Consider the following 13,153-nt stretch of genomic DNA (forward strand, 5'->3'; position numbering starts at 1 on the left):
CGGTCAGCACGCGGTCCCGTCCGCAGCGGGCACGCCCACGTGCACGACGCCGGCACGCACCTCGACGGGCCACGTCACCAGGTCCGGTCCCGCCGCGAGCACCGGGAGGAACCCCACGGGGTCGAGGCACACCCCGGTCTCGAGCGCGAAGACCTGCTTGTACATCGGCGACGCGACGGTCGGGACGCCCCCGCGCGTGCCCACGATCCCGCGCGACATGACGTTGGCCCCGCTGAACGGGTCGAGCTGCTGGACCGCGAGCACCCGACCGTCGGTCAGCCGGAAGAGCGCGACCTGCTGCCCGCCGACGAGCGCCGCGGCGCCGCGCTCGACCGCGAGGTCCGAGGCCCGGCAGACGGCCTCCCAGCCCGTCCCGCCCGCGCCTCGTGCCCCCGGCTCCGCCACCACGGCCTCGGAACCCCACGTGCTCGTGCTCATCTGCGTACCTCCAGAGTCGTCCCGGCGATCAGAACCCCACCCGTCGCAGCGCCCTCGCGCTCGGCGGTCGTGGCCGGTCGCGGCTGACCGCGCTCGGCGACGTACGCGAGGTCGGGGTCGGCCGTCGCGGGCGCGTTGACGAAGGAACCGAACCGCCGGAGCTTCTCGGGGTCCTCCAGGACGGCGCGCCACTCGTCCTCGTACGCGTCGACGTGACCCGCCATCGCGGCGTCGAGGTCCGCGGCGATCCCCAGGGAGTCCTCGAGGATCACGGCACGGATCCCGTCGAGGCCACCCTCGACCTCGTCGACCCACACCGACGTGCGCTGCAGGCGGTCCGCGGTGCGGATGTAGTACATGAGGAAGCGGTCGATCGTGCGGATCATCGTCGCGTCGTCGAGATCCTCCGCGAGGAGCCTCGCGTGCTTGGGCGTGAAGCCGCCGTTGCCACCCACGTACACGTTCCAGCCCTTGTCGGTCGCGATCACGCCGACGTCCTTGCCGCGGGCCTCGGCGCACTCGCGCGCGCACCCCGAGACCCCGAGCTTGATCTTGTGCGGCGAGCGCAGCCCGCGGTACCGCAGCTCGAGCTCGACCGCCATGCCCACCGAGTCCTGCACGCCGAACCGGCACCACGTCGACCCGACGCACGACTTCACGGTCCGCAGCGACTTGCCGTACGCCTGGCCCGACTCGAAGCCGTGCTCGACGAGCCGGCGCCAGATCAGCGGGAGCTGCTCGATCCGCGCACCGAACATGTCGATCCGCTGGCCGCCCGTGATCTTGGTGTAGAGCCCGAAGTCCTTCGCGACCTGCCCGATCACGAGCAGCCCCTCGGGCGTGATCTCCCCGCCCGGGATGCGCGGGACCACCGAGTAGGTGCCGTCCTTCTGCATGTTCGCCATGACGTGGTCGTTGGTGTCCTGGAGCGCGGCCTGCTCTCCCGACAGGATGTGACCGTTGCCCAGCGACGCCAGGATCGACGCGATGACCGGCTTGCAGATGTCGCAACCACGGCCGGGGCCCGCGGCCGGGAGCCCGGCCCGGGCGACGCCGTCGGGCGTCTCCGGCACGCCGGCAGGAACGCGACCGAACCGCGCGATGATCTCGCTGAACGTGTGCAGGTCCGCGACGCGGACCGCGTCGAAGAGCTGCGCCCGCGAGAGCTCGAAGTGCTCGCACAGCGCGTTCGAGACCTCGATGCCGGCCTTCTCGAGCTCGGTCGTCGTGATCTTCTTGACGAGCGGGAGGCACGAGCCGCAGCTCGTGCCGGCCTTGGTGCACGACTTGACCGCGGCGACGTCGGTGCACGCGTGCTCGGTCACGGCCGAGCGGATCGTGCCCGCCGTGACGTTGTTGCACGAGCAGACGGTCGCGTCGTCGGGCAGCTCGAGCCCCGCCGCGCCGCCCCCCGACGAGCCCTCGGGCAGCAGGAACGCCCCGGGGTCGCCCGGCAGCTCGCGCCCGACCATGGGACGCAGCGACGCGTACGGCGTCGCGTCGCCCACGAACACGCCGCCCAGGAGGGTCCGTGCGTCGTCGGACAGGACGAGCTTCTTGTAGACGCCCGCGACCGGGTCCGCGTAGACGAGCTCCATGGCGCCCTCGGTGCGCGCGAACGCGTCGCCGAAGCTCGCGACGTCCACGCCGCGCAGCTTGAGCTTGGTCGCGGTGTCCGCACCGGGGAACGTCGCCTCGCCGCCCAGCAGCCGGTCCACGACGACCTCGGCCATCGCGTACCCCGGGGCCACGAGCCCCAGGCACCTGCCCTCGATGCACGCGACCTCGCCGACCGCCCACACGTGCGGGTCCGGCGTCCGGCACGACAGGTCGACGACCGCGCCACCGCGCTCACCGACCGGCAGGCCCGCGTCCCGGGCCAGGTTGTCGCGCGGCCGGACGCCCGTCGCCATGACGACCACGTCGACGTCGAGCCGCCCGCCGTCCACGAAATCGAGGCGGCCCACGTGACCCGTGGTGCGCGCGGGCCGCATCTCCTTGGTCGCGGTGCTCACGCGCACCGCGATGCCCATGTCGTTGATGAGGCGACCGAGCGCCTGCCCGCCGCCCAGGTCGATCTGGGCGTCCATGAGGTGCGTCCCGAACTGGATGACGGTCGCCTGGGCGCCGAGCGCCTTGAGCGCTCCCGCGGCCTCGAGCCCCAGGAGCCCGCCGCCGATGACGGCGCCGCGCACCGGGCGGTCGTACGACGACCCGGCCCGCTCCTCGCGCTTGGCCTCGACCCACCCGCGCAAGGCCGCGACGTCGTCGATCGTGCGGTACACGAACACGCCCGGCAGCTCGTTGCCCGGGATCGGCGGCCGCGCCGCGTCCGAGCCCGTCGCGAGCACGAGCTCGTCGTAGTCGTGGACCCGGCCCAGGCGGTCGGTGACCTGACGCGCCTCGCGGTCGATCGAGTCGACGCGGCAGTCGCGGACCAGGCGCACGAGCGGGTCGTCCCACAGCGTGGGGTCCCCGAGGTTGAGCTCCTCGGGGTCGCGCGCCGAGAAGTAGGAGGTGAGCGCGACGCGGTCGTAGGGGTAGCGGGGTTCCTCGGCGAAGACGGTGACCCGCCACTCGCCGGCGGTGTCACGCGCACGCAGCGCCTCGACGAGGCGCTGGGCGACCATGCCGCCGCCGACGATCACGAGATGGCGGGAAGAGCTCGATGGTGTGGTCACGGGGGCTCCTGGGGGGTGCGGTCCGGGTGTCCGGGAAGCAGCTGCTGCTCCGGACACTAGAGACGCGCGGTTTCCACGCCGCACCCTCCCCTTTGCCCCTCCGTAACGTTCTTCTCACGCGCACGGCGGGGTGCGCGTGAGAAGAGGGATCGTCGATCCGGAGGGGCGCCGGCACGGCGCTGAACCGTCGCCCGCCCAGGTCAGCCGTGGACCGGCACGGGCTCGGGGGCCCGTCCGCCCGCAGGCGGCGTGGCGGACGCCGTCCCCGGCTGCTCGGGGTCGGACTTGCGGAGCCAGTCCGCGAGCCCGCACACGACGTCCTTGCAGCCGCCGCACCCGGTCGTCGCGCGCGTCGCGCGCGCGATGTCCGTGGTGCTGCGGGCTCCCTCGCGCCAGCTCGCGACGATGTCGCCCTTGGTCACGCCGTTGCAGCTGCAGACCGTGGTCCGGTCGGGCATGTGCGTGGGGTCCGACGCCGGAGCGGCGGCCTGCGCGACGGGTTGCAGCAGGAGGTGGGCCGGGTCCGCGGGCACGGGGACCCGGCGCGTGTAGGTCGCGGTGAGGTCGGCACCGATCTGCGGGGCGCCGACCACGGTCGCCCCGACGAGGAACCCGCCCGCGACGACGACCTCGACGTGCCGCCCCGCGTCGGGGTCGGTCAGGCGGAGCGTCCGGTGGCTCGGGTCGTGGGCACTCCGCGCGCCGCAGACGCCCATCGCGACGACGTCGAGGCCCGCGGCCTTGAGGCGCACCACGTCGGTCGGGGCGGCGGGGGGCGTCCTCGCCGGTGCGACCGCCGAGCCCACCGGTGGGTCGACCGACAGGGCGGCCGGCGAGTCGGCCGGGAGAGTGGATGAGGCCCCGGTCATCACCCCCTCGCCACGAGATGCGGCCAACGGGGGTGCTAGGAGGCTGCTGACCCCCGTTGGCCGCATCTCGAGCTGCTCGTCCCCGGGGCTCCTCCCACCCTGCTCGACGCCTAGCGCGATCCGCAGTGCCATGCTGGGCCGCTCGTCGTCGGTGAAGCGGACGTGGGTTCGTGCTGCGGCCCCCGAGGTGTCAGAACCTGGCCGGGGTAGAGCCCGGCGAGGTTCTGACAGCACGCGCAGGGCGAGCAGCGCCGCGAGCCGCCGCGACTGCTCCCACCCCTGCGCGATGAGCCCCGTCCCGCCCTCGGGCGGCTGCGCGCAGTCCCCGATCGCGTACACGTCGGGGTCGTCGGGGCTCGCCAGCCCGTGCCCGACGACGACGCCCCGGTCCACCGTCAGGCCCGCGGTCCGGGCGAGGGTCGCCTCGGGCACGGTCCCGCAGGCCAGCACGAGCAGGTCGGTCGGGACCTCGTCGGCGTCGGGCACGAGCACGACGCCCGCGACCACCGCACCCCGGCCGCTCACGCCGCGCACCACGACCTCGCGCGTCCGCACCCCGGTGCGGACCTCGATCCCGAGCTCGGCGAGCGTGCGCGAGGCCGCGAGGCCCGCGTCGGGGCCGAGCTGGCGGTCCATGGGGCTCGCCCCGCCGTGGACCACGGTCACCGCGAGCCCACGTCGGGCCAGGCCGCACGCGACCTCGAGCCCCAGGACGCCCGCACCGATCACGACGGCGCGGCGTGCGTTGGAGGTCGCGGCGACGATCTCGCGCGCGTCGTCGAGCGTGCGCAGCGCGTGGACCCCGGCGGGGAGCGTCCCGCCGGGCCCCGACCCGAGCCCCGGCACGTCCGGGACCCGCGCGGACGAGCCGGTCGCGAGCACCACGGCGTCGTACGGGAACGCTCCGTCGCTCGTGAGCACGGCGCGCGAGGAGCGGTCGATCGCGATCGCGGGCGCGCCGCGGTGGACCTCGGCGCGCTCGTCGCCCGTCGAGGGCAGGGTCAGCGCGCCGATGTCGGCCCGGCCCGCGACGACCTCGCTCAGCAGGACGCGGTTGTACGGGTCGTACTCCTCGTCGCCGAGCACCGTGACGCGCAGGGGCCGGGCGCGGTGCTCCTGGTCCGGGCCGGCCGTGGCCAGGAGGTCGGCGGCGAACCGCGACCCGACCATGCCGTTGCCCACCACGACGACCCGGAACGGCGCCGCGGCGCCAGGGCCGTCGTCAGGGGCCTCGCCTTCGTGCGCCCGTCCCCCGGGCAGGTCGTCAGAACCAGGCCGGGCCATGGCCCGGCCTGGTTCTGACAGCTCAGCAGCGGCGTCGGTCATACGACCACCTCCTCGGAGAACTCGTGGCCCCGGCCGCGGGCCGGCGCCGCAGCCGCGCCGGGCGCCACTCCTGCGGCCGCGCCGGGCGGCCTGCCCGGCGCAGGGTCCGACGGCAGGTCCCCGGCCGGGTCCGGCGCGACCGCGACAGCGCAGACCTTGAACTCGGGCATCCCGGAGATCGGGTCGGTCGCGTCGGTCGTGATCCGGTTGACGCTCCCGGCCCCGCTCCAGTGGAAGGGCATGAAGACCGTGTCGGGACGGATCTTGTCGCTCCAGCGCGCGGGCGCCCGGACCTCGCCCCGGGCCGAGGTGAGCCGCACCGGGTCCCCGTCCTGGATGCCGAGGCGGAAGCCGAGGATCGGGTGCATCTCGACGAACGGGCCGGGCACGATCCGGTCGAGCTCGGCCACGCGGCGCGTCTGCGCGCCCGACTGGTAGTGCTGCAGCACGCGGCCCGTCACCAGGTAGACGGGAGCGTCGGGGCGGACGTCGTCGCTGGGCCCGACGTGGTCGACCGCGACCATGCGCGCCCGGCCGTCGGGGGTGTGGAAGCGGTCGAGGAACAGTCGCGGGGTGCCGGGGTGCGTCCCTCGCCCGGCCGGGTTGTCAGAAGCTCCCCGGTCCCCAGCCCGGCCTGGTTCTGACAACCGAGCGGGCACGGCCGGCACGGGCCAGAACAGTCCCGGCCCACCCGCGGCCTCGTCGGCGTCGAGCCGCGCGTGGCTGAGCCCCGAGTAGTCCGCGACGCCGCCCGCCGAGGCCCGGGCCAGCTCGTCGAACACCTCGGCCGGGTCGAGCGGGAACGGCACGGTCGAGCCCAGGCGGCGCGCGAGCTCGGCGAAGACCCACAGCTCGGACCGCACGCCGGTCGGCGGCGTCACGGCCTGCCTGCGGCGGATCACGCGCCCCTCGAGCGAGGTCATGGTCCCCTCCTCCTCGGCCCACTGCGTCACGGGCAGCACGACGTCGGCGCGCAGCGCGGTCTCGGAAGGCACCAGGTCGCACACCACGAGCAGGTCCAGGGCGTCGAGGCGCTCGGCGATCCGGGTCGCGTCCGGGGCGCTGACCAGCACGTTCGACCCGTGCACGAGCAGCGCGCGCGGCCCTCCCGGCGTCCCGAGCGAGCGCAGCAGCTCGACCGCAGGCTTGCCCGGCCCGGGCAGCGAGGCGGGGTCCACGCCCCACACCGCGGCGACGTGGGCGCGCGCGGCCGGGTCGTCGATCTTGCGGTAGCCGGGGAGCTGGTCGGCCTTCTGTCCGTGCTCCCGGCCGCCCTGCCCGTTGCCCTGCCCCGTGATCGCGCCGTACCCGGAGCCGGTCCGGCCGGGCAGCCCGAGCGCGAGCGCCAGGTCGATCGCGGCCGTGACGGTCGCGGTCCCCTGGGTCGACTGCTCGACGCCGCGCCCCGTCAGGACGTACGCGCCGCGCCCGCCGCGCACGGGCGAGGCCGCGGCGAGCAGCCGTGCGACCCGGCGGAGCTCGTCGGCCGCGATCCCGCACACGGTCTCGGCGCGCTCGGGCCACCAGGCCGCGACCGCGCGGCGCACGTCGTCGACCCCGGACACGCGCGCGGCGAGGTACTCCTCGTCCGCGAGCCCCTCGGCCCACACGACGTGCAGGAGCGCGAGCAGCACCACGAGGTCGGTGCCGGGGACGGGCTGCACGTGGACGCCCTGGGGTGCCGCGTCCGCCGCACCACCGGGCGCCCCCGCGCCCGTGAGCGCGGCCGTGGCCGACCGTCGCGGGTCCACGACCACGAGCCCGCCGCGCGAGCGCACGCCCGCGAGGTGCTGGACCGAGGGCGGCATGGTCTCGGCCAGGTTCGAGCCGAGCAGCAGCACCGCGTCGGCCCCCGCGAGGTCCGCGAGCGGGAACGGCAGGCCACGGTCGGCACCGAACGCGCGGTTGGCACCGGCCGCGGCGCTCGCCATGCAGAAGCGCCCGTTGTAGTCGATGTTCGCGGTCCGCAGGACCGTCCGTGCGAGCTTGCCCAGCGCGTACGCCTTCTCGTTGGTGAGTCCCCCGCCGCCGAAGACCGCGACCGCGTCGCGCCCCGACGCGGCCTGGATCTCCGTGATGCCGCGGGCGACCCGCCCGAGCGCCTCGTCCCACGTCGCGGGCCGCAGCCCGCCGCGGGTCACGGCCCCCGCCGCGTCGACCGTGCGGTCGCGCACGAGCGGGACCGTGAGCCGGTCGTGCGCGGTGAGCAGGCTCGCGCTGGTCCAGCCCTTCTGGCACAGCCCGCCCTTGTTGGTGGGGAACTCTCGCGGTGCGACGACCACGCGGGGCGAGGCTCCGGCGTCGGGCCCACGGTCCTGCGCGGGCGTGAGCGACATGCCGCACTGCAGCGCGCAGTAGGGGCAGTGCGTGTCCGTCGCGATGCCCGACGGCGCCGCGCGCCCGGGGCGGGCGGCGGCGTCCCGGGCGCCGGCCGGGCCTGCGACGGGGACCGCGGCGGGGTGGACGACCATGCTCAGATCCCGGCCGCGGCCATGCGCGCACCCCGGCGCTGGTACACGGCCCACGTGACCACGGCCATGACCGCGTACACGCCGATGAAGATCCACAGGGCCGGCACGAGCGACCCGGCCAGGTCGTTCGAGATCGCGAAGCCGCGCGGGATGAGGAACCCGCCGAACGCCCCGATGGCTCCCGCGATGCCGATGCAGCCCGCGGCCGCCTTGCGGATCCGGGTGCGGTGGGCCGCGCGCTCGTCGTCGGGCAGGGTCTGTGCGGCGAGCTCCCCCGAGGCCGCGAAGACCGCGGGGATCATGCGGTAGGTCGCCCCGTTGCCGATGCCGGTCGCGACGAACAGCAGCAGGAAGGACCCGAAGAACAGCCCGAAGCTGTGCGACTCGAGGGCCTGGATCGCTCCGAAGGCCCCGAGCGCCATGACGCCGAACGCCACGATCGTCACGCGCGCCCCGCCGACCCTGTCGGCGATCGTCCCGCCCAGCGGCCGGGACACCGAGCCCACGAGCGCGCCGAGGAACGCGATCGAGAGCGTGACCTCGGGGAACTGGTTCTTGAGCAGCGTGGGGAACGCACCCGAGTAGCCGATGAACGACCCGAACGTCCCGATGTAGAGGAACGAGATGATCCACGTGTGCCGGTTGCGGGTCGCGGCGGCGAACGAGCGGAAGTCGGCCTTGGCGTGCGTCAGGTTGTCCATGTACCGCCACGCGAGGAACGCCGCGAGCAGGATGAACGGGATCATCATGAGCCCCGCCCGTTCGAGCGCGATGCCCGCGCCGGCGACGATCACGAGCGGCACCGCGAACTGGACCGCGGCCGTCCCGAGGTTGCCACCCGCGGCGTTGAGCCCGAGCGCCCTGCCCTTCTCCTTCTCCGGGTAGAAGAAGGAGATGTTGGCCATCGAGGACGCGAAGTTGCCGCCGCCGACGCCCGCGAGCGCCGCGACGAGCAGCATCACGCCGAACGGCGTCTCGGGGTTCTGCACGACGACCGCGAGCGAGACCGTGGGCACCAGGAGCAGGAGCGCGGACACGACGGTCCAGGTGCGCCCGCCGAACAGCGGGACCGCGAACGTGTACGGGATGCGCAGGGTCGCGCCCACGAGGCTGGGGACCGCGATGAGCCAGAACTGCTGGTCCACGGTGAAGGTGAAGCCGGCCGCGCCGAGCTGCGGCACGACGATCGACCACAGGGCCCACACCGCGAACCCGAGGAACTCGGCGAAGACCGAGATCCACAGGTTGCGGGTGGCGACCTTGCGGCCGCCGTCGCGCCAGAACGTGGGGTCCTCGGGATCCCAGTGGTCGATCCAGCGCCCGCGACGGTGCGGGGCGCTCTGCGGTGCGGCGCCCGGTGCGGTCTCGGTCCGCACGCCCGTGCCCGACGACGCAGCGCCCGTCGGGCGCGCGGGCTGGTCGGTGGTGGGGTGGTCGGTCGTGGTCGTGGCCTGCGAGGGGGGACCTGCGGGGACGGACATGGCGCCTCCTGGAGCGGGGACCTGGCGCGTCGAGCGGCGCTCGACCAGTACCCGCGACGGTAGGAAACGCGTGTTTCCCGGGGGCGAGCCGACCGTTTCCCGTCCGTAAGGCTTTGCGCACAGCCGCCCCCGGGTGATTGTGAGAGGCCGCGCCGCCCGTCGGTCGGCGCCGTGGCGGGGGCGCGTCGCAGGGTTCTGCGGCAGGAGCCCTCAGGTGTCCGGAGCGTGCCTCCGAGACACGGGCAGGAGTCCGGCGTTTCATCCTGTCCCGTCCACGGCTCCGCGGTCTAGACTCACGCCAGCCCGCGCGTCGGCCACCCCTGGAGAGGGCGCACTCCGGGGCCTCGGACGGCGTGGGCCCGCCGTCGGACCGACGTCCGACGGGCCGAGACCGAGCAGAAGGATCCGCGCATGCCGCGTCAGAGAATCGCAGCACCCGGAGCAGCCCACCCCCTCCGCGCCCTCTCCGCGCTCGTCCGCCTCGCACGGGCCGACGGCCCGGGGGACGCCGCGAACCGCGCGACGCTGTGCCGCGTGTGCGCGTGGGACCTGGAGGAGCCGGGCTGGACCCTCGACGGGCCCACGCACGCGATCTGCGACTGCTGCGGGGCCGAGAGCGGGGTCGAGGACACCACGCCCGAGCGGATCATCGCGTACCGGCGTCGCTGGACCAGGGGCGGCCACGTCTGGTTCGACCCGTCCCGCATGCCCGTGGGGTGGTACTACGACGACGAGCTCCCGTACGACACGCAGGACCGGTGGCACGCGTCGACCCACCAGGGGTAGTCACCGGGCAGGGACGTGCAGGCGCCGCCCTCCCGCCCGGTGGTGCCGGTACGGAAGGACGGCGCCTCGACCCGGGACCTACTCGCGCCCTGCGAGGTGCCGGCGGCGGGCCGCGACGATCGCGAGGCCGAGCACGACGAACAGGACCGAGACCCCCGCGAGCAGCGCGACGTCGGCACCGGTCGAGGCCAGGTCGCCGTCGGGCGTGGTCGGGACCGTCGGTGTGGGCGTCGGGGTCGGGGTCGGTGCGGCGTCGGCCGTGTTCGTGACCACGACCTCGGCTGTGGTGCCGCCCTCGACCACGAGCCGGTTGGTCCCCTGTCCGTCGACCGTGATCGTGGGCGTGCCCCACGTGACACCCGGGACCCCCGGCAGCGAGATCTCCTCGAACGTGACGACCGTGCCCACCGGCAGGTCCTGGGGCCCGAGGACGAGCGTCCCGTCGGCGGGCACCTGGACGTCCTGGCTGACCGTCGTCCCGTTCACCGCGTAGGTGTAGCGCACCGTGAACACCGTGTCGTCGGGCACCTGCGAGTCGCCGTCCCCCGTCAGGGCCTTGGCGATCGAGAAGCCCCCGACGGTGCTGACGAAGGTGTTCGTCACCGTGACCACGGCGATGCCCGCCGCGCCCGTGCCGACCACGACCTCGGCCGGGTCCACGGTGGCCCCCTCCCACTCGAACGTGGTGTCGGCGAAGTCCCCGGGCTCGGCCACGAGCGCCGCCTCGGTGAAGCTGCACGTGCTCCCGACCGGGAACCAGGCCTCGGCTCCGCCCACGGTGGGGCGGGCCGTGGCCCCCGCGGCGACGCTCACGGTCCCCGAGGACACCGCGGGCTCGACGGCTTCTCCGTCGACATAGGCCCCGGCCGAGCACTGCCAGTCGACGGCGAAGGTCCGGCCGCCCACGTAGCCGTCCCCCGGTCCGCTCACGACCTTGGCCACGTCGACCGTGCCGAGCAGCACGTTGGCGATGCCGATCGTGATGTTCTGTCCGTCCTCGGTGACGGTGAACTCGTCGGTGACCTGCCCGTCGACCGTGAAGACGGGGTCGGCCCACTGCCGGTCCTCGACGTCGACCGGCACGAGCTCTCCGTCCACGTCCTCGTAGACCCCGTCGAGGTTCTCGAGGATCACGCACGTGACGTCGAGAGGGAGGTTGTCGAAGACCGTGACCTCGTCGGCCTTGACGGACCACCCGGCGATGAAGATCGAGTCGTCGGCCAGCGTGCAGCGGGCCGAGCCCGTGAAGACGAGGTCCGTGAGGCCCGAGCCCGGGGCCACGCTCTTGGTCACCGTGAGGGAGCCGGACTCGGTGGGGAGCGGCGGCACGTCGTCCTCGCACGGGAACGCGTAGTTCCACGGGTAGTTGTGGTGCTCGGTGCCCGCACCCCCCATCGTGTGGTCGCCACCGACGAGGATGCGCCCGTTGGTGCTCGTGGTCGCCGTGAGGTCGATGTCCGGGCCCATGATCGACCCCATGAACTGACCGTTCTGACCGATCGACACCTGGGTGTCGCCCGTGAAGTTCCACATCAGGCTCGACGCGAAGGCCCCGAACCCGGGGAAGCCGAACGCGTCGACCCGCACGCCGTCCGCGGTGAAGTCCTGAGGGGAGAAGTCCACGGGCCCCCCGGTCACGTTGACCACGATCGAGTCGCCGTCCGGGATGCCGTTGAACTGGATGGCGTTCGAGCCGTCGAGGGTCGCCCCGTCGATCTCGAAGACCTGGAGCCCCGAGTGGGCAGGGTCGTCGGGGCCTGCTGTGAAGATCACCGTGCCGTCCGTGCGAGCCGCCGTGCCGTTCGCCGTGAGTGCGGCCAGCTCGGCCGAGACGTCGATCATCTCCTGGGGGAAGACGTCCGGGTCGTACGGGGACAGCGCAGGGCCCTGCCCCATGTTCTCTATGGCTCCCGCGCCGTTCGTCCGGAGCCGCGAGTCGTCGTCGATCACGCCGCCGACGTGCACGGCGCCTCCCCCGGCGGTCCCCGCACCGACGTCCACCATCGAGGTGAGACCGATGGTCAGGTCACCACCCACGGCCAGCATGGTCGATCCGGGTGTGGGCACCGAGCCCGAGCCCGCACCCACGACGCCGACGTTGAAGATCCCGTCCCGCTCGAAGCTCGCGTCCCCGTGGACGACCATCAGGCCCTCCGACTCGGCCGCGTCCTCGTTCGCCGTGAAGTCCCCGCCGACGTAGACCGCGACCGCGTTGTCCGTGAACAGCGGCGGCCCGACGGTGCCGTCCGAGTCCCCGGTCGGGCACGTCGGCAGCTGGTCGGCCGCAGCGGGGGCGACGAACGGCCCCAGGGCTGCGGCCCCGAAGGTCATCACCGCCCCGAGCACGAGCACCGACGTCGAGGCGACCAGCCTTCGGCGCGTGGGCGCCGCCGCTCGTCCGAACCGGGAGGTCTCAACGGTCATGGCACGCCCTTCCTCGTCGCGTGGTGACAGTCTCGGGTGGAGAGCTGGACCGGGCAACCGGTAGGTATTCGCCGGGCGAGCCGGGCCGGTCACGGCCCCGTGACCCGCCGGTGCACGGCGTCGAGGTCGGCGCGCCGCACGAGCACCCCGTGCGCATCGCGCTCCCAGCACCGACCGGCCGCGTCGGAGAACGTCATCAGGACCACCTCGGCCTCGGAGGTGGCTATGCCGGTCGCGGGGATCTCGATCTCGGTGGCCTTGTCCGCGGGCACGAGCACCTCGAGGTAGCGACCGACGTACGCAGGCGACCCGGCACCGGCCAGGGTGCGCAGCGTGACGTCGTAGACGGGGGCGTCGGAGGTGTTGATGACCCGCAGGACGCGCAGCCCGTCGTTCTGGTCGCCGTCCAGCTCGTCGTCGTCCGCGAGGACCAGGACCTCGGGGGCTTCCCTGACCCACGCGGTCACGCGCTCCGCTTGGTGCCGCTCCTCCTGGTCGAGGTGCTCGCGTCGGTACGTCTCGCCTCGCCTGACCTCACGCTGTGTGGACCACACGGCCCACACCACCGCAGCGAGCGTCCCGATCGCGATGAGCGAGTTCAGGACGAACGTCAGGACCAGCTCGTTCTCGACGATCCAGGCTTCCACGAACTGATCTTGGCGCGCCGTGGTCCGTAG

General features: G+C 74.0%; 8 protein-coding genes. 1 reads left to right on the forward strand and 7 read right to left on the reverse strand.

What is annotated here, in order from left to right; genetic code table 11:
* Window positions 1-3: 3 nt before the first annotated feature.
* The 5 genes from nirD to ASE15_RS02670 all read right to left on the reverse strand — a co-directional run bounded on the left by nirD (window position 4) and on the right by ASE15_RS02670 (window position 9,266).
* A complete protein-coding gene (gene nirD / locus ASE15_RS02650) occupies window positions 4-438 on the reverse strand; it encodes a nitrite reductase small subunit NirD (protein WP_082608353.1) in 435 nt (144 codons plus the stop codon).
* Window positions 435-3,068 (reverse strand): nitrite reductase large subunit NirB, encoded by a 2,634-nt coding sequence (gene nirB, locus ASE15_RS02655; protein WP_056761468.1) that lies wholly within the window; start codon window positions 3,066-3,068, stop codon window positions 435-437. Before nirB ends, nirD begins: the two co-directional genes overlap by 4 nt.
* Before the next feature lie 251 nt (window positions 3,069-3,319).
* Complete coding sequence (locus tag ASE15_RS02660; RefSeq protein WP_235534086.1) at window positions 3,320-5,314, reverse strand: FAD-dependent oxidoreductase; 1,995 nt, start codon at window positions 5,312-5,314, stop codon at window positions 3,320-3,322.
* The gene (locus ASE15_RS02665) at window positions 5,311-7,650 is read right to left on the reverse strand and encodes a molybdopterin oxidoreductase family protein (RefSeq protein ID WP_235534140.1); all 2,340 of its coding nucleotides are present in this window, start codon (window positions 7,648-7,650) and stop codon (window positions 5,311-5,313) included. Before ASE15_RS02665 ends, ASE15_RS02660 begins: the two co-directional genes overlap by 4 nt.
* Window positions 7,651-7,787: 137 nt before the next feature.
* Window positions 7,788-9,266 (reverse strand): MFS transporter, encoded by a 1,479-nt coding sequence (locus ASE15_RS02670; RefSeq protein WP_082618124.1) that lies wholly within the window; start codon window positions 9,264-9,266, stop codon window positions 7,788-7,790.
* Between the two features lie 411 nt (window positions 9,267-9,677).
* Here ASE15_RS02670 and ASE15_RS02675 point away from each other — a divergent pair, with 411 nt between their 5' ends.
* Window positions 9,678-10,052 (forward strand): hypothetical protein, encoded by a 375-nt coding sequence (locus ASE15_RS02675; RefSeq protein WP_056761014.1) that lies wholly within the window; start codon window positions 9,678-9,680, stop codon window positions 10,050-10,052.
* Window positions 10,053-10,130: 78 nt separating this feature from the next.
* On the opposite strand, the gene ASE15_RS02680 is transcribed toward ASE15_RS02675, so the two are convergent.
* Together ASE15_RS02680 and ASE15_RS02685 are read right to left on the reverse strand one after the other, a co-directional pair.
* Window positions 10,131-12,476 carry a choice-of-anchor A family protein gene (locus ASE15_RS02680; RefSeq protein WP_056644573.1) on the reverse strand — a complete coding sequence of 782 codons (2,346 nt, stop codon included), beginning with the start codon at window positions 12,474-12,476 and terminating at the stop codon, window positions 10,131-10,133.
* Between the two features lie 89 nt (window positions 12,477-12,565).
* Entirely contained in the window at window positions 12,566-13,123 is a 558-nt protein-coding gene (locus ASE15_RS02685) for a hypothetical protein (RefSeq protein WP_056644571.1), read from the reverse strand.
* Window positions 13,124-13,153: the final 30 nt, after the last annotated feature.

Origin of the sequence: Oerskovia sp. Root22, from assembly GCF_001429135.1 — a bacterium.
Classification (GTDB): domain Bacteria; phylum Actinomycetota; class Actinomycetes; order Actinomycetales; family Cellulomonadaceae; genus Oerskovia; species Oerskovia enterophila.

Coding starts and splice junctions, on each gene's coding strand:
- ASE15_RS02660 (WP_235534086.1), bottom strand. CDS start 5,314: ATGACCGACGCCGCTGCTGAGCTGTCAGAACCAGGCCGGGCCATGGCC.
- ASE15_RS02670 (WP_082618124.1), bottom strand. CDS start 9,266: ATGTCCGTCCCCGCAGGTCCCCCCTCGCAGGCCACGACCACGACCGAC.
- ASE15_RS02675 (WP_056761014.1), top strand. CDS start 9,678: ATGCCGCGTCAGAGAATCGCAGCACCCGGAGCAGCCCACCCCCTCCGC.
- nirD (WP_082608353.1), bottom strand. CDS start 438: ATGAGCACGAGCACGTGGGGTTCCGAGGCCGTGGTGGCGGAGCCGGGG.
- ASE15_RS02680 (WP_056644573.1), bottom strand. CDS start 12,476: ATGACCGTTGAGACCTCCCGGTTCGGACGAGCGGCGGCGCCCACGCGC.
- ASE15_RS02665 (WP_235534140.1), bottom strand. CDS start 7,650: ATGTCGCTCACGCCCGCGCAGGACCGTGGGCCCGACGCCGGAGCCTCG.
- nirB (WP_056761468.1), bottom strand. CDS start 3,068: ATGGTCGCCCAGCGCCTCGTCGAGGCGCTGCGTGCGCGTGACACCGCC.